Annotated in this window: 21 protein-coding genes and 1 tRNA gene; 3 read left to right on the top strand and 19 right to left on the bottom strand. The window is 64.4% G+C overall.

The annotated features are described in order from the left end of the window. The first annotated feature begins 9 nt into the window (after positions 1-9). Positions 10-138: a hypothetical protein gene (locus VGC77_RS14370; RefSeq protein ID WP_331172242.1), complete on the top strand. Its 129-nt coding sequence runs from the start codon at positions 10-12 to the stop codon at positions 136-138. 214 nt (positions 139-352) lie between these two features. Here the strand turns inward: VGC77_RS14370 and VGC77_RS14365 are convergent, their stop codons facing one another. The 16 genes from VGC77_RS14365 to VGC77_RS14290 all read right to left on the bottom strand — a co-directional run bounded on the left by VGC77_RS14365 (position 353) and on the right by VGC77_RS14290 (position 15,585). Then, entirely contained in the window at positions 353-943 is a 591-nt protein-coding gene (locus VGC77_RS14365; protein ID WP_331172241.1) for an RNA polymerase sigma factor, read from the bottom strand. Positions 944-952: 9 nt separating this feature from the next. Next, positions 953-1,519, bottom strand: a complete 567-nt coding sequence (locus tag VGC77_RS14360; protein ID WP_331172240.1) for a hypothetical protein — start codon at positions 1,517-1,519, stop codon at positions 953-955. Position 1,520: 1 nt separating this feature from the next. Beyond that, positions 1,521-1,901 (bottom strand): hypothetical protein, encoded by a 381-nt coding sequence (locus VGC77_RS14355; protein ID WP_331172239.1) that lies wholly within the window; start codon positions 1,899-1,901, stop codon positions 1,521-1,523. A gap of 21 nt (positions 1,902-1,922) precedes the next feature. Beyond that, positions 1,923-2,699: a lytic transglycosylase domain-containing protein gene (locus VGC77_RS14350; protein WP_331172238.1), complete on the bottom strand. Its 777-nt coding sequence runs from the start codon at positions 2,697-2,699 to the stop codon at positions 1,923-1,925. 95 nt (positions 2,700-2,794) lie between these two features. Further along, complete coding sequence (locus VGC77_RS14345) at positions 2,795-3,334, bottom strand: YbjN domain-containing protein (protein ID WP_331172237.1); 540 nt, start codon at positions 3,332-3,334, stop codon at positions 2,795-2,797. 60 nt (positions 3,335-3,394) lie between these two features. Next, entirely contained in the window at positions 3,395-4,309 is a 915-nt protein-coding gene (locus tag VGC77_RS14340) for a peptidylprolyl isomerase (RefSeq protein ID WP_331172236.1), read from the bottom strand. A 131-nt stretch (positions 4,310-4,440) separates the two neighbouring features. Then, on the bottom strand, positions 4,441-5,034 hold the full coding sequence (locus VGC77_RS14335) for a hypothetical protein (RefSeq protein ID WP_331172235.1): 594 nt from the start codon (positions 5,032-5,034) through the stop codon (positions 4,441-4,443). A 1-nt stretch (position 5,035) separates the two neighbouring features. Continuing rightward, positions 5,036-6,886 carry a putative porin gene (locus tag VGC77_RS14330; protein ID WP_331172234.1) on the bottom strand — a complete coding sequence of 617 codons (1,851 nt, stop codon included), beginning with the start codon at positions 6,884-6,886 and terminating at the stop codon, positions 5,036-5,038. Between the two features lie 49 nt (positions 6,887-6,935). Beyond that, on the bottom strand, positions 6,936-7,679 hold the full coding sequence (locus VGC77_RS14325) for a TonB C-terminal domain-containing protein (protein WP_414709669.1): 744 nt from the start codon (positions 7,677-7,679) through the stop codon (positions 6,936-6,938). 105 nt (positions 7,680-7,784) lie between these two features. Next, positions 7,785-8,189: a biopolymer transporter ExbD gene (locus VGC77_RS14320; protein WP_331172233.1), complete on the bottom strand. Its 405-nt coding sequence runs from the start codon at positions 8,187-8,189 to the stop codon at positions 7,785-7,787. A gap of 5 nt (positions 8,190-8,194) precedes the next feature. Next, positions 8,195-10,183, bottom strand: coding sequence for a DUF2341 domain-containing protein (locus VGC77_RS14315; RefSeq protein ID WP_331172232.1), 1,989 nt, complete (start codon positions 10,181-10,183; stop codon positions 8,195-8,197). 20 nt (positions 10,184-10,203) lie between these two features. Then, positions 10,204-11,868 (bottom strand): ShlB/FhaC/HecB family hemolysin secretion/activation protein, encoded by a 1,665-nt coding sequence (locus VGC77_RS14310; RefSeq protein ID WP_331172231.1) that lies wholly within the window; start codon positions 11,866-11,868, stop codon positions 10,204-10,206. Positions 11,869-12,091: 223 nt separating this feature from the next. After that, positions 12,092-13,078 (bottom strand): FecR family protein, encoded by a 987-nt coding sequence (locus tag VGC77_RS14305; protein WP_331172230.1) that lies wholly within the window; start codon positions 13,076-13,078, stop codon positions 12,092-12,094. A 262-nt stretch (positions 13,079-13,340) separates the two neighbouring features. Then, positions 13,341-13,895, bottom strand: a complete 555-nt coding sequence (locus VGC77_RS14300; protein ID WP_331172229.1) for an RNA polymerase sigma factor — start codon at positions 13,893-13,895, stop codon at positions 13,341-13,343. 161 nt (positions 13,896-14,056) lie between these two features. Next, entirely contained in the window at positions 14,057-14,863 is an 807-nt protein-coding gene (locus VGC77_RS14295) for an STN domain-containing protein (protein ID WP_331172228.1), read from the bottom strand. Between the two features lie 116 nt (positions 14,864-14,979). Continuing rightward, positions 14,980-15,585 carry an energy transducer TonB gene (locus tag VGC77_RS14290; protein WP_331172227.1) on the bottom strand — a complete coding sequence of 202 codons (606 nt, stop codon included), beginning with the start codon at positions 15,583-15,585 and terminating at the stop codon, positions 14,980-14,982. A gap of 599 nt (positions 15,586-16,184) precedes the next feature. Here VGC77_RS14290 and VGC77_RS14285 point away from each other — a divergent pair. Beyond that, positions 16,185-16,769 carry a hypothetical protein gene (locus tag VGC77_RS14285; RefSeq protein ID WP_331172226.1) on the top strand — a complete coding sequence of 195 codons (585 nt, stop codon included), beginning with the start codon at positions 16,185-16,187 and terminating at the stop codon, positions 16,767-16,769. A gap of 371 nt (positions 16,770-17,140) precedes the next feature. Here VGC77_RS14285 and VGC77_RS14280 read toward each other — a convergent pair. The 3 genes from VGC77_RS14280 to VGC77_RS14270 all read right to left on the bottom strand — a co-directional run bounded on the left by VGC77_RS14280 (position 17,141) and on the right by VGC77_RS14270 (position 18,875). Then, positions 17,141-17,217, bottom strand: a tRNA-His gene (locus VGC77_RS14280). 428 nt (positions 17,218-17,645) lie between these two features. After that, entirely contained in the window at positions 17,646-18,077 is a 432-nt protein-coding gene (locus VGC77_RS14275; protein WP_331172225.1) for a phasin, read from the bottom strand. Positions 18,078-18,491: 414 nt separating this feature from the next. Beyond that, entirely contained in the window at positions 18,492-18,875 is a 384-nt protein-coding gene (locus tag VGC77_RS14270; RefSeq protein WP_331172224.1) for a phasin family protein, read from the bottom strand. Positions 18,876-19,389: 514 nt separating this feature from the next. Between VGC77_RS14270 and VGC77_RS14265 the strand changes: the two genes are divergently transcribed. Beyond that, positions 19,390-22,908, top strand: a complete 3,519-nt coding sequence (locus tag VGC77_RS14265; RefSeq protein ID WP_331172223.1) for a PAS domain-containing sensor histidine kinase — start codon at positions 19,390-19,392, stop codon at positions 22,906-22,908. The last annotated feature ends 64 nt before the right edge of the window (positions 22,909-22,972 follow it).

Genomic DNA, 22,972 nt, shown 5'->3' with positions numbered 1-22,972 from the left:
GTCGCCGCCGTGGCGGAGGCCGCGCCCTGCATCAGTGAGCGCGCCTGCAACGGCGCCGGCGCGCAGAGCAACGCGGCGGCGCTGACCCCGGCCAGCAACGCCCTGTCGAAGAACCTGCGGGAGCCCGGCCGCGGCTGAACAGCGCGACGAAGCGGCGGGCAGACGGAAGCGCGGTTCGACATCGGCGGGGCCTTTCAATTCTGGGTCGCGAAAACCGGCAACGACGCCGCATCTGCGTCGCCGGAGTCTGCGCTCTCTTGCTAGACGAGATCAGCGAGGCGAATGACCAAGACTTTCTTGCCGCCCTGGTCGAAGCTACGCACGTTTATTCCTGACACGATGAACTCCGCTGCTATCGAAGATTTTTCGCGAGATAGACCGCGCTGAGCTGTAGCGCCCGCTGCAATTCGAGCTGCACCAGGCTGCGCGAAATGTTCAGCCGTTTGGCGACGTCCGGTCGCGACATCCGCTCCAACCGCACGGCGACGACAATCGCCCGCTGCCGCGGCGTGATCTGGTCGAGCGCCCGCGTGAACGCGTCGAATTCCGACCTGTCTTCGACGATACGATCGGGCCGTGGACTCTCGTCGACAAGGTCCTGCAGCGCATCCACCACGACGCGACGCGCCCGCCGATTCTCGGTGCGGAATCGATCGCGCGCCAGATTGACGGCCGCGGTCACGATGTAGGTCAGCGGATTGCGCAGCGCTGCCACCGGGTTCGACCGATCCATGCGCAGATAAAGATCGTGCAAGGTCTCGCATGCAAGATCGTCCGACCCCAGCCGCCTGCTCAAGCGCCGATGCAGATCGGCATAGTGATCCACCAGCACCTGCCGCAGGGCCTCCCGATTGATGTGCGGATTGTACGCGCTTTCGCCGGACCGGCACTGACGGCCGCAATTATGGTGCGTATTGCGATCGGTATGGCCCGCTGTCCGCAACACGTTCGGCTACCTGCCCGGGTTGAGGGAAAACCGCAGGCTCAACGGCTGCAGCATTTCCGGCGGCGGCGCCTCGCCGACATTGCCGCCCTTCAGAATGGCGTGAAGGTCTTCGTCGGCTTGCGGATCGGGCAATGGCGGAAACGAGACCCGCTCCACACTGCCGTCGGGATTGAGCCAAGCCCGAACCACGAGGGTCCGTGGCGATCCCCCGTCCTTGCCGGCCTGATCGGCGGCGTAGGCGCGGAATCGATTGGCGACCGGCTCGTCGGCCGCGATCCAGGTTTCGAAGTGATATTTCACCAGCTTGGCGAACTGCAGCCATGACGGCGGCGCTTTGTCGGGCGCGCGATAGTCCAGGCTCTGGGCCAGCAGCGCCATCCCTGCCGGCGCGATCACAAGTGAAATCCCGATTGCCGAAAAAACGATCGCAGTCCGCGCAATGCGCAGCGTCGAATTCAATCGCAGTACGACGCGCAAGACTTCCATCAACTGAACGACGGCCGTGCTTGCCGGCTCACGTCGGGAAAGCTGACACCTTTCTGCACGATCGTCCGTCATCTGGGCCTCGGCCATGTCAGTGCCTTGACCCCAGCGGCGACGTGAACGTCAGCGGCGGCGGCCGATAGGGCATGACCGACACCCCGAAGTTCTTGCCATATTGCTGCTGCACGGCCGGGACGTTCACCACGCCGACCTTGGTGTCCGGCGACCGCGCATCCAGCGGCGGCAGCGTCAGGCTCGGATTGACGCGATCGACCTCGCGCTTGAGTCGCTGGTTAAGGCAATCCATCGCTCGGCTGGAGCCGATCTCGACCTCCACGCATCGGTCGGAGGCGGCCTGGACATAGCCTTCGCCGCCGATGAGAATTTCCGGAAGCGGCATTGCTCGCTCCTGGGCGCCGACCGACGGCACCAGCCAGATCGCCGGCAGGCTCCACAACAACATCAAGCGCATCGTGGCCTCCCTTGCCTAGGTCTATCGTCCACCGCGGACCTGCACGACGAGCGCGCTCAGCCGGGTGTTGAGGGCCGCAATATTGACACTGCCGATCGACGACACATGAGTGCATTTTCGGTCGCAGGCACGCGCGGGCTCGCCGAAGGTTGCGACCGGGACGCTCCCGGTGATTGGAAAACCGCGGGCCGCAAGTTTGGACCGCACCGCCACGCAGTAATTGACCGAGAGAAACGAAAAGCGCGTTTCGCCGTGACCGGCTCGGTACTTCATGGCGGCGGTGCAAAGATCGCCGCCGGCCAGCCGCCAGGCCTGCGCCAGATAGGTCACGCCGTAGCGGATATTGGTCTCCGGCTCGGCCAGATCGGCGAGCGAGCCGGCGAAGCCCAGCATCCGCGCGGTCGACGGCAGAATCTGCATCAGACCGATTTCACCCGAACTACCGACCGCGCCGGCATTGAAGCCGCTTTCCGCCGCCATCACGGCCTCGGCGATGTCGGGCGAAAGGGCGTGTCGCGCGGCTTCCTTCTCGATCAGCGCCCGGTATCGAGTCCGCGCATCGAGCGACGCTGCGCGACCTGGCTCTGTCGAACCAGGATCCTCGGGCCCATGATCGCGAACCGCCGCGGCGGTCCGGATCGGGGCCTGGTCCGCAGGCTCTAGGGCGTCCGTCGCCGCCGCATAGCGCGCGTCGAAAGAGACCGTGGACATCAACGGCTCGGCGACTGCCGAGCCGACCACAGCCGTCACGAGCACGGTTGAGACGCCAGCAAATGCGGCCCTGATGCGCCACGGCACGGCCGCGCCCCAAAACGACCGCGGTCCCCGCGCGCCGCTCAGACCGTTACCATCCCTGCTGCCGCTGCTCGCTCTCGCCACGTTGTCCCCCGGCGCTACTGGACGGTTGCAGGGCTATCGGCTTCCGGCACCGGGCGCTTCGACGGCGGCGCTGCGTCCGATGCGACAGAGTCCGGAGCGCCCGCTGCCACATTTGGCCGGCGCAGCTCGTCGCGCAGATAGGCAATCAGCTCCTGCACCAGCCGATCCCAGATCTCGATCTGGGTGCGCAGATGATCCAAGGTAATGCCGCCCGAGGCCGAGACATCCATGCAGAACACCAGGAAGGGATGACTGAGCTGCAACCGCGCGAAGCGCCGGCTCGCATTCCAGCGATTGACCAGCTCAAGCGGCAGTTCGCCCTGCACCTGCAGCACCGCGCTGAACGCGACATCGGCAAAGCTCTGATCATCGGCCGCCAGCCGGTTGCCGGGGCGGACATCGAAAGCCAAGCCGCTGGTCGCGGATCGCAGATAGGCGATGTTGGCGACCGGATCGCTCGCGATCTCGACGCGATAACCCGCCTGCTGCAGCGACTGCTGCAGATCGGTCAGGCGGAGTTTTTGAAGGATAGTCTCGGACATCTTGGACTCCATGATGACGGGATGGCGCGCGCGCCTACTTCGGAGCGTTACGCAGACGGCTCCGATACGCGCTCACCGCGCCGCCTGGCTTGCCTCGCCGAGCACCTTGGACAGCGCCAATTCGTTGATGGCCGGCGGCCGCTGCCTGACCAATTCGGCGAGATAGGCCCGCCGCAAAGCGGTCGCCCGCTCGCTACGCATCTCCTGCACCAGCTGATCGCGCACTTCGGGCAGGCTGCGCGTGTAAGCCGCCTTGGTGTCGATCAGTTTGAGAATGTGCCAACCATCATCGAGCCTGACCGGATCGGACACGGCATTCTTGGCAAGCCCGATCACCTGCGCGCGGATCTCCGATTTGATCTGGTTTTCCGGTAGCCAGCCGAGATCGCCGCCGTCCTTGGCATCGGCCTCGGCGCCGGCGATCGCGGCAAAGTCTGCGCTTGGAGCTTTCAGCTTGCGCTGGATCTCCTCGACCTTCTTTTTCGCACTGTCCTCGCTGGCCTTGTCGGCATCCTTCGGCGCGGCGACGAAGATCTGCGCGAGCTGGAACTGCCGCGGCATCAGCAAAGCGCCGCGGTTGGCGTCGTAGGTCTTCTGCAATTCGTCTTCGCTGGGAAAGCTCTCCGGCGGAGTCGACACCGACTGCAGATAGAGTTCCACCACGGCGTTCTCGCGCACCCGCGCGAGCTGAGCGGTCACCGCCGGCTGCTGATCCCATTTTTGCGCGGCAACTTCCTGCAGCACCAGCCGATTGGCCAGCAGCAGACGAACCGCCTGGCTGAACTGCGCCGGATCCTTAGCCAGCGCGGCCTGATCCCGCAGCGCTAGCGCCGCGACATAGCCGCGAAGCTCGCTCGCAGTGACCTCGGTATTGCCGACCCGGGCGACCACATCGTCGGACGCCTTGCCCGGTGCCGCAGGTTGGCCCGCCGCGATCGCAGCCAACGGCGCCTGCGTCGCCGCCGCGACCGGCTTGGGCTTCGCCACGCCCGGCGCCGGCGCCGTCCGCACTGGAGCCTGAGCTTGCGATTGCGCGGCCGCGGGCAACGCACCGCCCAGCACCATGCCGACGATCGCGCAAGGAACGATTGCAGTTCGATTCAGTCTGTTGTCGCGGGTCATCGGATCACCTTTTGATCGAGAATTTTATCGTTGTTGTCCTGCAGGAAGTTCTGGATCTCGACGCGGCGCGCCGCAAGCATCGGCTCGCGCGCCACGATCATCTCGCCGACGGTCACATCCTCGTAGTGATGCAGGAGCTCGCGGCCGACCTTGAGCAGCTGATCGTTCTTGGCGAGGCAACTCTTGGTGCTCGCTTTGTAAGTCGCCGCCAGCCCTTCGAATTTGGCGCGCTCGGCGTCCTTGCTGCGCGCCACATTGGCCGCCTCTTCATAGGCTGCCCGCCATTTCTCCAAGGTCTGATCGCGGTCGGCCAAGCGCTGATTGAACTCGTCGACCGCCTCACGATGCTGCTTTTCGAGTTGGCGGTTTTCCGCCTTGGCGGCGTCGCCCTGCGCCTTGAACACCGCCTTGTCGCGCTCGGCATCCGCCACCTTGGCTTGCAGCGCGGTGCGCTGATCTTCCAGCGAGCGGCTCTGCGCGGTGGCGCTGCGCAGCGCCTCGCGCAGCCGGTCGTTCTCCTGATCGGCGTGGGCGACGCTGCTGAGCAGCATCGGCGCCAGCAGCGCTGCACTTGTGAGCCGGGACCGCATCTTAGAACCTCGCATTGAGATCGACCTGAAGCACGTCGACGGCATAGGGCGTGCCGGCGATGTTGTTGGCGCTCATCCAGCGCAAGGTGGCCCAGACGTTTTCACCGAGCCCGACATTGCCGCCGAGGAAATAGCCTTTGAGGTTGGTGCCGCCGAGCCCGAAGTCGGAGTCGACAAAGGCATCCATCGTCGCATCTGACTCCAGATACTTGTAGCCGGCATGCACGTTCCAGTCCCACAGATGCCTGATTTCCTTGTGGCCGACGGTGACGCGGCCGAGCCAGCCCTGATCGCCTCCGTTGAACGGACCGACCGATCCATCCACCGTTCCCGCGAAGTTGTTGACCGCGATCGCTTTGACCGCATCGCGCTTGAACGCCGTATTCCACATGTACTCGCCATCGAGGACGACGTGGATCGGATGGAAGTCGCCGAAATCGAGTTGCCCGCTTGCGACCACAGGCCGGTAATCTGCCGCGAGACCATAATATTGATAGTTCGGCAGCGCCTGGGCGGCGGAGTCGAAGCTGGGAATACTGCGCAGCCGCATATAGGTATTGCCCTTCTGCGCAAAGGACGGGCGAAACAGGTCGGTATCGCAGACCTCGCTGGTGCCATACACCAGACACTGACTGGAGAGCCGGCCCTTGACGTTGCTGAAGTCGTAATAGGCGACCGCAAAACGCAGCGACGATGCCTCTTCGAAGCGCGACGCCACGCCGAGCTGGCCGCCGAACAGCCACTTGTCCTGGCTCGGCACCTTGACCGGCGCCGCCAGCGTCTGGTCGATGGAATTAAGCCCGGCGTTCAGATCCGTATTGTAGATCGGGAAAGCGCCGGCCACCGCAAAGGGCGTGACACCGGCATAAACCTCGCGCCTGGCCTGCACCGCAAAGCCGTCGAAGCCGAGGTCCTTGTACCAGGCCAGATCGGTCGGCGACCAGAACGGGTTGTCGAACCGCCCGACCGACAGCGTGAGATCATCGCCGAACGTCTGATACTTCAGAAACGCGCGGTCGATCCACACCGCATATTTGGAGAAATCGCCGCCGCTTGCGCTCGAGCCGAGCGTTTGGTTGGTGGAGACCGGCGAGCTATTTTCGCCGGAGGCGACCCGCAGACCGGCCGAAAACCCGTCGAACAGTTCGGCGTCCATGCCGAGACGGGCACGGAAGCGGAAGCGCTCGCGGTTTTGTGTGGTGTTGTAGGTCGGCGGGAAATAGGGGTTGACGACCGAACCGTCGTCGAGGAATGGCGAGCCGGTGTTGATGGCGTTGAAATTGACCAACGGTCCGTTGCCGCTTGGAAAGAAGTCGCCCTCGTAACGGGCGCGAAAATCGCCATAGAAGCGAATCCGCTGCGCCCATTCCGGGTACAGCCCCGGCGACGCCCAGTTTTCCCTCTGCGCCTTGACCATCACCTCCTGTTTAATCTCCTCACGTAATTGCCGTTTGACAATTTCGGGGACGTAAGTGACGTGGCGGGTGCCCGGCGGTTGCGCCGCGGCTGCCGCCGCGGTAGCGGTTCGGCTGGCGTCATCGGCCTTGGCGTTGGCATCCTTTGCGGCCTGCCGCGCGACATAGGCCTCGTCCTCGGCCTGCTTGATCAGCGCTTGGGCCTGGTCGTCCGTCAGCACGCCCTGCTTCACCAGCATATTGACGAGATTGATCGTGGCATTCGGCGAACTCGGCTTGGCCTGCGAGACCCGCGCCGGCTTGGCGACCGATGTCTTTTCAGTCGGAGAGCGATCGGTCGCGCTCTGCCCGAAGGCCGGCGCCGCACAGACAAGTGCGCACAGCGACACGGCAAGCGGTGGCAAGCGGCGGCTTGCATCTCGTCTCATCGTCAACATTCGTCCCCACTTCCTATTCAACGCGATGTTCTGGATTGGTCGATCATCTTCAGCTTGGCCGGCGCGCGGTGACGCGCGTCAGCATCGGCATTGGCATGTCCTTGGGTGGCGGCTCCCGCAGCATCAGGCTGCCAAGCACGTCGTTGCGGATTGCGGCGTCGAGTTCGGTATTGCCCGTCGAGGAAACCAGTTGGACGCGATTGACCCGTCCCGAGCCGTCGGCCCACAGCCGGACCTGCACCTGCATCACCGCGTTGCGGGTTCTCGGATTGGCGCGCAGCGCGGATTCGATCTGCGACTGCACGATCGACGCATACCAACCCCAGCGGCTTCCGCCGCCGCCACCGCCGCCATAGGGACTGCCGCCGGGCTTGCCCCCGAGGCCAAAGAGGTCGCCGGGGCCGACCGCCTTGGCGTCCAGCGCCAATGGTCCTGGAGGCTCGGCGTTCTTGGCGTCCCTGATCGGCTGATCGATTGGCTTGTCGAGCGGCTTTTCCTCCTTGAACTCCGGCTCGGCCATCTTCGGCTGCTCGATCATCTTCGGCTCGGGCATCTGCGTCGGCGGCGGAGGCGGAGGCGGGGGCGGCACGATATTGACCACGGTGAGCTCACGGATCTGCCGCGGCGGCGGCAGATCGTCCCGGCGCATCAGCACGTAGCCGGCACTGCCGAACAGCACCGCCACGGCGCCGAGCAGCGCGGCGTAGCGCAGCAACGCCCGGCGCTCCTGCCCCGCGTCCGAACCCTCCGCGGCGTCATCCGCTGCCGCCAGGCTGTCGGCAAGCCGGGTCACGATGTCGCCTCCCGCTCGTGCGATGCCGCCAACCGTCCCGCAACGTCCAGCGGCCCGACATCGACCAGCGCGTTGAAGTCCCTGGTTTCGAGGATCATCATCGCCTCATTTCACCAGCGGCTTGGTGGCGAGCCCGACCTGATTCACCCCGATGCGTCCGAGCAGGTCGAGCACATCCATCACGCTCTGATATTGCGTCTGGGCGTCGCCGCGCAGCACCACCGGAAACTCCGGCGTCAACGCCTTGTGCTGCAGCAAGCGCTGCTCCAGTTCCGGCAACGTCACCGGGATGGTGTCGAGGAAGATCTTGCCGTTGTTGGCGACGGTGATCGCCTTGGTGGTCTGGGTGGCGAGGCTCGGCGCCGCCGAGGCTTTCGGCAGGTTGACCTTCTGGCCCTGCACCGTCGCCGTGGTCATGATGATGAAGATCACCAGCAGCACATAGGCCAGATCGAGCATCGGGGTGATGTTGATGTCGTCATATGGCTTGGCTTCCGACTGCAGCTGCATCGCCGTTACTCCGCCGCAAAGCGCTGTTTGATATGCTCCGGGCGATCCGCCGCGTAGGACTCCGCCAGCTTGGTGACGAACTCGTCGATGAAGACCTGGATGTCGCTGGTCAGATCCTTGATCCGGGTGATCAGGTAATTGTAGCCAAACAGTGCCGGGATCGCGACGACGAGGCCGGCGACGGTCGCGACCAGCGCCGCGGCGATGCCTGGCGCAATGGCGTTGATATTGACATCGCCGCTCGCGGCGATCGCGGCGAACGTGATCATCACCCCGACCACGGTGCCGAGCAGCCCGAGGAACGGTCCGCCGGAAATCGCGATGGTGAGAAACACCATCAGGCGGTTGAGACGCTGGGTCTCCTTGATGAAGCCGCCATCCAGCGCCGCGCGGATCGCCGCAATCGAGGTTGCCGACAACACCGACCGACGATTGCTGCGGCCGTCGAAGCGATGGCGAATCTCGCTCGCACCGATCGCATAGACCCGGTGCAACGCCGAGGCCCGGATCAGTTCGACATCGGCGTCGCCGGCGCCGCCCAGCGGCGCGGCCTCGGCAACGCCGCCCCGTTCGATCACGGTGAGGTCGCCGATCTCACGAAAGGCTTCCATGAACTTGGCATTCGCCTTGGCCTGCCGATTGAGGTAGGAGACCCGATCGATCATCACGATCCAGCTCAACACCGCCATGATCATCAGCACCCCGATCACCACCCAACCGTCGAGCGTCACCGATTTGAGGATCACCGCGAAGTAGCCGCTCAACCAGCTTGCGGTTTCCTCGTCGAGGCTGAACGCGACCAGCTTGGTCGGATCGGGTCCCTGTCCGAGCGCCGCCAGCCGGATGAAGCCCGCGGGCCGCGCCACCTTCGCCAATTGCAACTCATCGAGATCGCCGACGAAGCCCGCCATCGCCGCGACCGCCGCGGGGGCAGCCTCCGGCGCCGGGGGCGTGGCGCCGGAAGCCGCATCCGACGCCGATGCGGCGGCGTCGGTCGCGACAGTCGCCGCGGCCGGCGGTGTCGCAACAGCGGTCGCGGTGTCGCCGCCGACCAGCGCGATGCCGCTCAGCGCTGGCAACGCCGCGCCCAGCGACGCGTAGGCGACGCCGTCGAGATACAGCACGGTTTGCCCGGCATTGCCGGCAACGGCGACGTGGTGCCAAGTGCCGGCCGCGATCGGCGCGCCGCCGCTGCTACGCTGGACGGTCCCGGCATTGCTGATCTCAACAAAGGGTGCGCCATTGTCCAGGCCGATCACGATCGCATTGCCGTTGTCGCGCCGGCTGTACAGCGCCGCACCGGGTTGCAGCACCGCGGGCTTGATCCAGGCCGACCAGGTGAATGCGCCATTGGCCGCCGAAGCGAGCGACGGCGACGCCGGCAGGGTGAGCGGCGCATTACCATCGAGACGCAACGCCGTCCCGATGATCGCGCCATCCGCCGGCTGACCGACGCTCTGCGCATTGTTGGCCCAGGCCGTGGAATCCAGCGCTGGCGTGCCGCGCTCCGAGAAATGATAGACCAGCAACGTATCGGGATCGTAGCTGGCCTTGGAATCGGCGACGGCGATCGCTTTCTTGTTGCCGGAATACAGCCAGATGTCGGACTTAGTACCCGGCGAGAGGTTCGGCACCGCAACCCAGATCAGCGCTTCACCGAGCAGCGAGTCGTATTTCTCGACGTGAAACTTGAGCGGCGTCTTGTCGTCGCCGGCGACGAAACGCAGATCGCTGCCGTCCTCCTTGGAGGAGCCGAACCGGAAATTGCCGACGTGCAACCTGATCAGCACCGGCGCGCTGCCGATCGGATCGGTGATATTGGCGCCCGAGGCGCTGGCATCGATGGTGATCTTCTTGCGCAGCTGCCAGTCGTCATTCCACCAGGCCTTCGCCTGAGCAGGAAGCAGCGTCGCCGCGACCGCAATCCCGAGACAAAGCGCGGTGAAATCCCTGCCGAGCCTGCGCCGCCACGCCGTCTGCATTTCGTCCCGCATCTGTTTCCATCCCATGGCCATCAGAATTCACCCCAGATTCTAAAATTCACCCGCGGATCATTGGCGTTGGTGTAAGTCTGGTTGATCAGCGGCACCGAATAGACGATCACGCCGTTGACACCGTCGAACACCTTGAAGCGCGTGCCGACGCCGTAGCTCCACAGATCGAACCGCGACTGCTGCTCAGACAACGGACGCAACACGGTGGCCCGGCCGGCATCCGTGAACGCGAAGAACCGCCAGTCGTTGAACGTGGTAAAACGCGGCGGCTGCTGCCCGGTCTCGTCCTTGATTTCCTTCTGCAGCCATTCCCCGAGATTGGGGCTGCGCAGCTCGATGTTGCCGACGACGCCGTCATCGCCGAGCGTCTCGGATTCAAGATAGCCGCGCACGGTATCGAGGCCGCCGAGGCTCAATTGCTCGCTTGATACCAGCGGTCCGTCCGCGATTTGGCCCTGGACCTTGCCATAGAGTTGCGCTCCGCCAGGTAATTCCTGGGTATGCGCGACGTCGACATTGAGATGCGCGAAGCTCGGCGAGGCCTCGTAGCGCTTGGTATCGAAAGCAAACCAGTCGCTGCTCGGCGTCCGCAGGTTGTAGGTCACCGAGGCATTGAGCTGCGTCGTGAAACTCTCTTTCTGGAAGTTGGCGGCGTAGCTTGTGACCAATGGATAATAGGTCACCGGCGAGGAGAATTCATCGGTGCCGAGTTTCGCCGTCTGTTCGAAATGCTTGTAGTCGAGCCCGACCGACAGGGTGTGAAACAGACCCTCCCGGGTCGGCAGCGTCATCACCGCCCGGCTCCCGAAGATTTCGCCCGGGCCGACGACATTGGTGCCGCCGATGGTCGCAACGTCGCTATTCGACTTGACCGCATAGACCAGCACGCTCAGCCAATCGACGTCGGGAATTCGTGCCAGATAGGAGGCGGAGAACACTTCCGCATCCTTGCGATTTTGCGGCGCGACCTGATAGGTGAAGCTGAAGGAATGCCCAAGCTGCCATAAATTGTCGTAATGCGCGGTCGCGCTGACGCGGATCGGCGTGGTGTTGGGTGACTGCCGGTTGTTGATTTCGACACTGGCATGCAGCGGCGCCTTGTCCTCAACGTTCAGATCGACGTCGACGGTGCCGGGGGTGACACCGGCGCGTAGCGCAGGCGTCACCCGGCGGTCCGGCCACTGATTCAACGCGACGATGTCCTTGGTCACGTCGCCAAAATTCGGCACCGTGCCTTCTTTCAGGGACGGCGCTCGGCTGGTGATCCTGTCGAGATCGAAATAGCGCGAATTCTTGACGCGCAGCCGGCCGATCTTGAGCTCGGTGACCTTAAGTACCACGACGCGGCTCTGAACATTTTGCGACGGCACCGCGACGCTGACGGTTTGATAGCCTTTGTCGTGATAGGCCTTCTCCAGCGCGACGCGGGCCTTCTCGACATCGCCCGCGGTTTTGTTGGGGCCAAGAAACGGATAGATCGCCTCTTCGATATCCAGCTGCGGCAGCAGCTGCGCGCCCTGGACGGCAAAGTCGTCGATGTCGAAACGCTGCGTCGCCGCGTTTTTCGCCTGCCGCGCGGCCGCCGTCTCCCCGGCCTGGGATTGTGGCCGGCCGGTGGCCGTCGACGCCGACGTCGCGGCATGCGCCGGAATGCTTCCGGCACAAATGCCGACGATTGTGAGCACCGCTTTGCCCACGCCGCGCAACGTCGCTCTGGGGGCTTGGCGCGCCCCAGCTATCTCGTGAATCCCGTGCAGCACCGACGCCCCGTTTCTTTTCTACGGAGGCACGCAGCCGCGGCGAAAGCCCGCTGCAGCGCCCTCACTTCAGAAGACGATTGGGGATCCTCGGGACTGAATCAGAAAGTTGGCGGCGAAAAACACTTCCCGCGATCGCGATCGCGGCCGCTTAGCTCAGCAGCACCACGCCGCCCGGCAGCGATCGAACGGTCGTGCCGAACAGCACGCGGGTCTGGGCGATGAAGTCATCCAGCCGATCGAGGTGAAAAGTGCCGGTAATCATCCGACTTCTCAGTTCGGTATTGAGCAGGACGATCTTGCCGGGTCGGTATCGGTTGACCTCTTCGACGACGCTGGCTAATGGCCGGTCGCGGACGATCAGCAAGCCCTCCTGCCACGCCGCGGACTGCATTGGATCGACTGGCCTGGGTGCGCCCAGGCCGGCCGCGGGCGAATACGACACCTGCTCGTCCTTGCCGAGTTGGACGGACTGTCCCTTTAGCCCTACTTCGACCGTGCCCTCGAGGCAGCATACCGTGACGTCGTCATCCAGGCATCGAACGTTGAAATTCGCCTGCAGGGCTGCGATCCGCCCGCCGGATGCGTCGACCAGCACCGGCCTTCCGCCGCCTTTGGCGGAGATTGCGGTCTCACCCGAAATCAGTTCGATATGCGGCTCGCTGGCGGCGGCACGGATGGCGACGCTGGTCTGCGTATTGAGCTTGAGGGAGACATCGTCGGACAACGCGATGCTGCGTTGCTCTCCCTTGGCGGTGCGGTAGTCCGCCGACAGTTCCTGCAGCGACGGCCATAAGCCGAGCGGCGGGCGCACGACGAAATAGCCGGCGGCAACCGACGCCGCCACCGCGCCGCCGATCAGACCGCGACGACTGAGGCCGGCTCGCGGCGCGGTCAAAAGCCCCGTCTGGCCGGCCTCGTTCTCCGCCACGAGCTCCCGGGCGACGCTTCTGAGGTCGCGCCAGAGCCGCACCGCATCGCGGAATGCCTCGTCATGATGCGGGCCGCTCCGGCGCCACAGCCGCAGTGCTTCGGCGTCCGCAACCGTGGCGTCGCCCGAGTGCAACCGGACGACCCACGCCAGAGCCTCGCGCAACAACGGGTCCAATTCAGACGGAATTTCCTTAGGTGCAGTCACGACCCATTCGCTTAAGTAATACGGCCGCCAGAGAGTTGGCGTCGCCGCGACACCAGGCAGGTTCTCATCTATAGACGATTCACGACACCGCAGACTGAACGAAACCGAATGAAAATTGCATCTAGCAGTCTTCTTCCGTCTTTTGCACGGATGCGGGGGGAGTATTCCTCGTTCGCCGGCGACCGGCAACGGCAAGCTGGTTGAAATCGTTGCACGGTCAATCCCCGGAGGCTGCCCGTTGCTACAATCAATCCGGGGCTGATCAGGTTCCGGGATCTTTCGGGCGCGGGCCGTATCGGCGGTTCGGCTTGCGACCGAGACGGCGGCTGAGGTGCTCCATCGCGTGTCGCAGATCGAACTCGATGGTCCGGACGTTGACGCCGAACCGCTTTGCGATCTCGCTGTGCGGCATCTGCTCGATGTTGGCAGCGAGAAAGACCGCCCGCCGGCGCTTGGGAAGTTCGCGCAGCGCCTTGTCCAGTTCTTCGATCTCGAGCCTCGCCTCCAGCGCGGCCGAGGGGTCCGGCCGGTCGTCGGGGATGTCGCAGATCGCAGCAATCTCGCCGGCGCTCAGCCGGTCGCGCAGGCTGTCGCTTCGACGCCGGTCCTTCGCCACATTGATCGCTGCGCGAAACAGATAATCGATGGGACTATGCACCGGCGTCGCGCCCGTCACCCGATCGACCCGCAGGAAGGTTTCGTGCAGCGCCTCGCGCGCAAGGTCCGATGATCCCAGACAGCGCGTCAGACGCCGGGCCAAGCCTTCGTAGTCCGCTGAGAGCGCCGCCCGGAGCGACCGTCGATCGGAATCTGACACGCGAACCGTCCCCTGACGCAAGACACTCGGAGCGATGGAAGCGCAGATAGCTATGGTAGAAATTCTACCTATCGATCTGGAGTGACACTCGCATGACGTCTGTTCGTCAATGGCGGCGATGCATGCGAACCGCAGCTCGCCCTCCAATTCCCGATGCCGCGCTACAAGGTTTTGATTGCGATCATGAAATTGATCGGCTGGGGAATGTTCGGCGGCGCCGCCCGACTAAGTACCAAGCCTCGGATCGCCGCGACAATCGAGGTGTCGCGAACCTCGTCGCCCGTCGATCCGAACAGTTCGGCCCGCTGCACGGTCCGCGACGGATCGACCCAGAGTTTGATTCCGACCCGATACTCGCCGCGCGTCGCCTTGCCGACCCGCTTGAGCGCCCTTTGCAGGTCCGCTTGAACAACGCCAATATACTCGCCCAAGCTATCCCATTTGTCGGACGCGCTTGATCCGACAACACGCAACGTATCCAGCGTCATATCCGCCGCTCCGAGCAGAACGGCGGACGGAACGTCGGAATCCGCCGCAGACGGTGACGCTGACGCGATCACGATTGCCATGGTCTGGGTTCGCCGCACGCGCAACTCGGTGCCGGCGAGCAGCATCCGCAAGGCCGCGTCGGACGCGAACTCGCCCTTTACCGGCTGGGATTGGTAGCCGATTGTGGAGGTCGTCTCGAACATCACCTGCACGCCGGTGGTCCGGCTGTAGGCCTGCAGCGCCTCGGCAAGCGGCTGCGCGGGAATGTCGAATTTGAAAGACCGCGGCGCGCCCGGCCGCTCCGCGGCGACGGCGATCTGCATCGGGCTCATCCCAAACCATCCTGACAGCAGTATCCTGCAAATCAGCACGCGCGACGATCGCGGAACGCCGCCTTGGCGACGGCCGCCGTGGCGCCCGGCGGTTCGAACGGCGAGCGGATCGGCGGGCGTTGGGCTCATGATCGGCAATCCAAGCATGATACAGCCATTCTGGGCAACGCAGTGTTGCATCTCACTGCATCCTCACGCGGCCAACCATCCCTCTCGTAGCCCGGGATCATCGAGAATTCATATCATCGGCGAAGCCGCGGCTCTCACCGCAGGTCGAACGCCACCGGCAAAAGCACGGTCAATTGCTCGGGCATATCGGACGGGATCGACGGCAAGGGCTGTGCCCTGCGAACCGTCTCGGCCGCCTCCTCATCGAGAATCCGCTTGCCGGAGCTCGACTTGACGCTGACTGTCATCACCCCGCCATCGCGACGCATGGCAAAGCCGATCAGCACCGTTCCCTGCATTCCGTCGCGCCTGGCGGCCGCGGGATAGCGTTGGTAGCGCCGGATATGGGCAAGCAACAGCCGCTGAAACCGAAGCACCTCACCGGCTTGCCGGGCTTGCGCCGATCCCGGAATGTTTGGCGCCTGATGCGGACTGGATCCGGAGCTGGCGGAGTTGGGCGGCAGCGGCTCGGTCACGCTCGGCTCATCGGACGGATTTGATTGCGGGGAGATGCTCGGAGCGGCCTGGAAATCGGTGATGGGGGGATCGGGTCGCACCGACGCTTGCTTTGCTTCCGCCGCGGACTCGGGCGACCGCAGCAGCGCGATCTGGATCAAATGATCGCCGCCGCGCGCCATCGGTCCTTCCGGCAATTGGTGCAGCCAATACACGCCGGCTGCGAGCAGCATCGGCACCAGCACGACGCTCCCCACGATCCAGCGCCACGGCCCGGACCATCCGCTGACCGCGTCACTCCGCGATTCCGATGTCTGTCCGTACCAAATCGTATCTATTCCTTCTGCCCGCGCCACCGCTGAAATCTGTCACATCGCCTGACGTGATCATCGCCGCCACGGCGAATGATTGCCGGAGAAGCCCGAATGATCAGCGCCTGACCGAAGAGTCAATAAATCACCTTGTCGCACAGCCGCTGACTTCGCTTCGGTCGGCGACGATCAATTCGCGGTCCTACACGAAATCCATAACAATCATGCAAGCGGATGCGCACCCATAGGTTGCATTTTTCGGATATCGCCACCAGGGCAGCGTTGGTTCCAGCCCCGGGGAAGTTCCGCCGATCGTGCGGAACGACGGTGCCGGCCGGACAGATCGCCAAGGCCTCCGGCGAGCTCGGGCGAAGATTGCCGGGATAGGCCACGACAGTCGGTCGTTGTAACGCGCGTCTGGTAGAAATCTCGCATGCCGATTGATGTGATTGTGTCGGGTTGCGCGACGAGTTTTTGCCACGCCTCGCAGGCCGTATCGACAATGGCGTTGCCAGCGACAACAGCCGCCGGCTTTGGTTGTTGTCCTTCGACCGCTTTGCCAGCTGCCGAAGCTGGCTGGCCGAAAAATCCGTGAGCTCGCCCTTGCCGATCGGGCGACGCGACGCGCGACCTGGTCGCCGATGAGTCCGAAAGAGGTTCTCGCGCTTGCCGACAAACCGACCTTGAAATTGGTGAACACGGCGGTGGATCTTTGCGACGTCCTCACCGAAGCGCTGGCAAAATTCGCCGGCGCGCTTCACGACGGGCAAACGCCAGTGCGCGATCTTTGGGATCGTCAGGGTTTGAAGAACGTCTTCAGACCTATCGATGAAAACGGCTTCGTGGACGTCGTCGCGCGCTTTCTTCAAACTGAACTCGCTCGCGCCGGCATCTTCGCTAATCGACAAGCTGAAGTCAGCCGGGTGCCGGGAGCTTCCGTTGGCCGGCGTACCGATATTTTGATCAATGCGGTACGCCCGGGCGGCGGAGCGTCCGACTCCATCACGGCCGTCATCGCAGCGAAAGTCTGTTGGAACGACGAGCTCTTCACTGCGCTCGAGGCGCAACTGGTCCGCGGGCACACGATGCGCCTACGCTCACAAGCAGGAAATACCTAGTTGGCTGGTTCGAGGCCGATAAATGGGATGCCTATTTCGGCCAGTACCCGTTTGGGCTCATGCGGCAATGTCCAAGAGACGCGACTTTCTGCGCCGATCGTACCAACAACGGTCTTGGGAACGATCCGCTCAACCATCGAGAAAATGGTGAAGGACGGCAGATCGGTGCCACGTAGGCCGCCGCAAGGACCAAGGTTTCGGCATGAGGTTTTAGGTTGTCTGAGGAGGCTTGAAAAAGCGATCTGACAGAAGTTGACGACGATGGAAGATTCGACGTTGATATTGTCGGCATCCCCACGGCATCCCCAAACAAAACTTGGGCACGACGAGAAAAGATACCGCTACCTAACATATTGATTTCATTGATGTTCTGGTACAGTTGGGTGGGCTCGAACCACCGACCTCCTGTTCCACAGACAGGCGCTCTAACCAACTGAGCTACAACTGCATCCGTGTCCGCCCCAAGGGGGTTGCGAACGGGGCGGAAACTAGGTGCAACGCCCGGCTTTGGCAAGGCCGGGAATGCGACGAAAAACGAACGTCTAGAACTCTTCCGATTCTGATAGACGAAGAGCCGGAGCTCTAGATTGTTATTTTGACGCGTTTTCTTCACGCGAACCCGGATCCTGTTCGCTCGAGACGCTATAGCGCGGGATCCCGAAAGCGGATCCCGGTTTTCGCAAAAAGACCACGCTCGAGCAAAAACCTGGAGCAGGATGGCCGATTCGACGAAACGTCGTCCGCCTCCAGCGCAGCCTCCTGGACGGCCCGGGCCGGCCGGAAACAGTCTCGCCGGCCCGCCAAAACCAAAAAGAGAGCGGACGAGGCCGAAAAACCTCATCCCCTCTCGTTGAAGCGACCGCCGAAGCCGCCCAATCAGGCGTTGGGCGGCGTAAACAGCTTGGTGGCGTGGGTCTTGATCGGCTCCACGGTGTCCGCCGCGACCCTTTGGGTCAGTTCGGCGAGTTCCTTGGTCTGCGAGGTCAGGGTCTCGACCTGCTTGCGGGCGTGGGCGGTCCACAATTCCAGCGCCTCGGGCAGCGACTTGGCGCCGATCAGCGCCTGGGCGAAATCAAAGCTGGCGTTAGTGTTGGTCTTCACGATGTCAACCAGCTTGGCGGAATAGTCGGTGGCGCCTTTGCTGGCCGAGCTGAACACGGCCTCGATGGTGCCATTCTGGCTTTCCGCGGCGTCCTTCAGCTTGCTGTAGCTTTCGCGCGCCTGCGAAACGCCCTTTTCGGCCAACGCCCGGACGTGTTCGGGGAGCTGGAACGGAGTCACGGAAGAAAACGGATCGGAATCGGCCATGCGGTGCGTCCTTCGGGTTGCGGTAACAGCGTGACCCTTGGCGAAGCCCGGCGGAGCCAGGACGGATCACCGACGCCTCAAAGCGGCAACGGCTTGGAAGCGTCCAATGGCTTAATCATACCACGAAGAAATTGTGCAACGCAACATAAAACCGCGCGGCATCGCCAGCGCCGCCGCCTGCGCGTTGCCAATGGCTCGATCTGACGCCGTTCGGCCTCAAGCGCTGGCCGAAAATCTCTGCAGCGAAATCAAGCGCTTAAGTTCGTCATCGCGCGGAGCTGTTGCGACGAAGCAATCCAGGGCCACACGCGCAACCCTGGGTTGCTTCGCTGTTCGGCCGGCGCACCGGCCGTCCTCGGCTTGCGATGATGGATCGGCCGCAGTTATTTCAATGCTTTATTTTCGGCCAGGCTCTCAGGTCTTCGGCTTGGCCGCCTCCAGCGCCGCCTGGCCGACGATCTGGCCGATTTCGCTGGCCTGCTCCGCCAGCGACTTCATCTGCGCCTGGACGTATTCGCTGTGCAGCCGCATCACCTCGCCGAGATCCTTGGCGTGCAGCAATTGCTGGGCGTAATCAAGCGAAGCGGTTACGTTCTTCTCCGCGAACGACACCGCCTTGGTGGTGATGTCCTTAGCGCCGGCGCGCACCGTTGCACTCTTGCCTTCGATGGTGGTGGCGGTCTGCTGGGCGCTGGCGAGCAATTGCTCGAAGGCCTTGCGGGCCTGATCGAAGCTGGCTTCTGCCATCGATCGCACTTCGTTGGGAATTTCGAATCGGTCACGCCCATCCTGGTCCATGGTCACCACTCCTGTTGAAGTTCGCTGCGCTCAGCCGGTTCCCCTGCCGTGCCGACACTCTATCCGATCGCAGGCATCATCGGTGTGACGCCCGATCGTTGTGACGCCGGTATCGTGTCGGCCATCGTTCCGACATCGATCCTCCGACGCTCAGTGTTCCGATCTCATTGTTTGGACATCCATTGTTCGAACGTTCGTTCGGAACGTCCACTGTCATGACGTCCATTGTTATGACGCCCTCGGCAGGGGTGTTGCGACGGCGTCATTGTGATGCTTAACGCTGCCTTGCATGGTGCAGCAACGATACGGACTTGCAACCCCAACGCGATTCAAACGTCAAGGTTCTGTGCGCTGTGGAAATTAACGTTATCCTCGCTTTGCCAGTCGGGCGGCCGCCGGGATCGTGGACCTTGCGGCGGCCGGAGGCGATACTAACGAATTGTTAAGGCTGTCGCTCTGGCAGAGAACAAATTCGGCGGGTGCGGCAAAACCGCCACGTCAGTCGTGAGTGCCGATGAACAGTGCCGAATTCCAGGTGCGGGGCGTGGAGGATCCACGGCTCGCGATCCACGCCACCAGCAGCCTGCCGGCCTGGTTGTGGGCGGTCGACGGCACGCGGATCATTTGGGCAAATCCGGTCGGCGCGCGGTTGTTCGGGGCGCCGAACAGCGCGGCGCTCAGCGCCAGGAGTTTCGGCCCCGCCGACCAGAACCGCCGTCAGGTGGTGCAATTGGCCGCACGCTTGTCGCCGACCGGCGCGACGCGGCTGGAGCGGCTGCGCGGCTTCGGCGCGCCGCTCGGGGCGCTGGTGACCTGCGCCTGCGCGCGGCTGGAGTTTTCCGATGGCAGCGCTGGCGTGCTGCTGGTGGCCGCCGAGCCAATCGGCCGCAGCATGCCGCTGGTCGAGCGATTGCAGCGGCTGGTCGAAGGCATCGAGACGCCGATTGCGACCTTTGCGCGCGACGGGTTGTTCATCGGCGCCAGCGAGGCGGCGCGCGCGCTGCTCGGCTTTCGCGATCTGACCGAGGCGGGGCTGGAGAACGCACGCCGCGACGCGCTGGCGTCGGGACGCGCCGAAATGCCGATCGGCATCGGCCATATGGTGCTGCAGCGGGTCGGCGCCGGCGCCGATGTCGGCCTGGTGGCCTTGCTGGTGCCCGGCGCCGTGCAGCAGGCGGCGCGGCCGCATCCGGCGAACGCCGAGCCGCCGCCGACGGTGGTCAACGCCGAGGCGACAGAACCGCTTCCCGCGCCGCAGGCCGCAGCAGAGGTCTCGGCCGATCAGCCGCCGGACTATGAGGCGCCGGCCACCACGCCGGACGCCCCGGCGGAATTCGCGCCGATCAACAATGTCGCCGTGTCGCCGCCGGCCGAGCCGGCCACGCCGCCGCTTGCCGCCACCGAACCGCCGACCGAGCCTGCGCTGTCCTGGCAGGAGGCATCGCCCGACCAGGACAAGGCCGAATTGGTCGACGCCGCAGCCACCCCCGAACCCGATCAGCCGCAGCCCGAGGTAGTTGAGCCCGCGCCGGCGAATGACGAACGCGCCCAAGATTCCGTCGAGCAGGCGCCCTCCTCACCCGAACCGCCGGTCGCGTCGCAGCCCGCCGCCGCGCCGTCGGATGCAGCGCACGCCGACGTGTCGCCACCCTGGTTCGAGCAGCCGCTGCAACCGCGGCGTCATCCGATGCGCTTCACCTGGCAGCTCGACGCCGAGGGCCGGTTCTGCATCATCTCCGACGAGTTCAGCCGGCTGATCGGACCGCGCACTGCCGCGGGATTCGGCCGGCTGTGGCGCGAGATCGCCGAGCTTTTCGGGCTCGATCCCGACGGCCGCTTCGCCGCGGCGATCAGCACCCGCAACACCTTCAGCGGCATCGTGCTGCAATGGCCGGTCGATGCCCCCGACCAGCGCCTTGCCGTCGAAATGTCGGGATTGCCAACCCAGGATCGGGACGGCAATTTCCGGGGCTATCGCGGTTTCGGCGTCTGCCGCGACCTCGACGGCCTCAACCGGCTGGCGGACATGCGGCGCAGCGACCCCGACCTGCCACCGCCCCGCGCGCTGTCCGCCGACAGCGCGCCCGCCGAAGCTTCCCCCGCCGCGCCGTCCGCTGCCGCCGCGAGCGCGCCGGACACCACCGACCTCGCCGATCCGCAGCCCGCGCCGGCGGATCCTCGCCCACCAACAGATCCGGAAACCCCAGTGGATACGCCGAAAAATGTCCTGCCGTTCAGGCAGGCGAATGATCCGAGATCGCCGGCGCTGACCCCGGTCGAAAACAGCGCCTTCAACGAGCTGGCGCGGCAATTGTCGGCGCGCCTGGAAAACGAGGCGCCGGATCTGATCGGCGATGCCGCCGCTTCCGAGGAGTCGGCCGAGCCCGAGGCCGTGGAATCCGAGACTTCGGACGCGACAATTGCCGAGACGCCATCAGAGTCGGAGCCCGCCTCCAACGCCGCTGCCGACCCGCTGTCGGCCGCGGCGCTACCGGCGCGCGGCGAAGCCCCGCGCGACCGGCTGCTGCTCGATCTGATGCCGGTCGGCGTGCTGATCTATCGGCTCGACCGGCTGCTCTATGCCAACCGCGCCTTTCTCGACCGCACCGGCTTCGCCAGCGTCGCGGCGCTGGAACAAGCCGGCGGTCTCGATGTGCTCTACGTCGAATCCGGCGCCGACGAATCCGGCGGCAATCTCGAGGACGGAACGCCGATCACCATCGCCGCGGCGCAGCTCGCCGCCGACCGGCCGGCGCCGCAATCGGCCTCCGGCCGGCTGTTCAGCATCAGTTGGGACGGCGAAGCAGCGCTGGCCTTGATCTTCTCCGAGACATCGGCCGAAGCCGCGCCGATCGAACAGGAAGCTGAACCGTTCACCGAGGCGCCGGCGGTCGATCCCGATCTGCCCTCCGCGGTCGGCGCCGCCAACGCCGAAGAACTCGGCACCATCCTCGACACCACCGCCGAAGGCATCGTGATGTTCGACGCCGAGGGCCGCTTGCACGTCTGCAACCGCAGCGCCGAAGCGCTGTTCGGCTATTCCGGCGACGATCTCGTGCGCTGCAATCTGACCGATCTGTTCGCGCCGGAAAGCCAGCGCGTGATGCTGGACTATCTTGAGGCGATCAAGGGCGACGGCGCCGAAAGCCTGCTCGACCACGGCCGCGAAGTGCTCGGCCGGGTGCGCGAGGGCGGGTTGATCCCGCTGTCGGCGATCATCGGCCGCACCCGCCACGACGGCCCGAATTTCTTCGCCGTGTTCCGCGATCTGTCGCAGGTCAAGAAGACCGAGTCGGAATTGCTCCAGGCGCGGCGGCAGGCGGAGCGCGCCGCCAACGCCAAGGCCGACGTGCTGGCGCGGCTCAGCCACGAGATCCGCACCCCGCTCAACGCCATTCTCGGCTTTGCCGAGGTGATGATCGAGGAGCGCTTCGGCGCGCTCGGCAGCGAGCGCTACGTCGAATACATGAAGGACATCCGCGGCTCCGGCGAGCGGGTGATCGCCATCGTCAACGATCTGTTGGATCTGTCGCGGATCGAGACCGGCAAGCTCGAACTCGCCTTCTCGCCGCAGAACCTCAACGAACTGGTCGAACAATGCGTCGGCGTGATGCAGCCGCAGGCCAATCGCGAACGCATCATCATCCGCACCTCGCTGGCGCATCAATTGCCGAACGTGGTGGCCGACGCGCAGGCGTTGCGCCAGATCACCCTGAACCTGATCGGCACCTCGATTCATCTCGCCAATGCCGGCGGGCAGGTGATCGTCTCCACCGCGCGCACGGATGCCGGTCACGCCGTCGTGCGCATTCGCGACACTGGGCTCGGCATGAGCGAGAGCGATGTGCAAACAGCGCTCGAACCGTTCGGACAGATCAACACGTCGCGCGCGACCACCGGAACGGGTCTCGGGCTGCCGCTTACCAAGGCGCTGGTTGAGGCCAATCGCGCGAACTTCACGATCAAGAGCCGCAAGGGCGAGGGCACGCTGGTGGAAGTCTCGTTCCCGCCGAACCGCGTCATGGCGGAATAAGACGAGCTAGCCTTCCGCCCTGCGCTCATGATTAAAGCCTACACAGACTTCAAAGTCGTTTGAT

The sequence above is a fragment of the Rhodopseudomonas sp. genome, from assembly GCF_036404135.1.
Lineage (GTDB): Bacteria > Pseudomonadota > Alphaproteobacteria > Rhizobiales > Xanthobacteraceae > Rhodopseudomonas_A.
The sequence above is the reverse complement of the archived record's forward strand: the minus strand, read 5'-3'. Positions and strand labels throughout refer to the sequence as shown.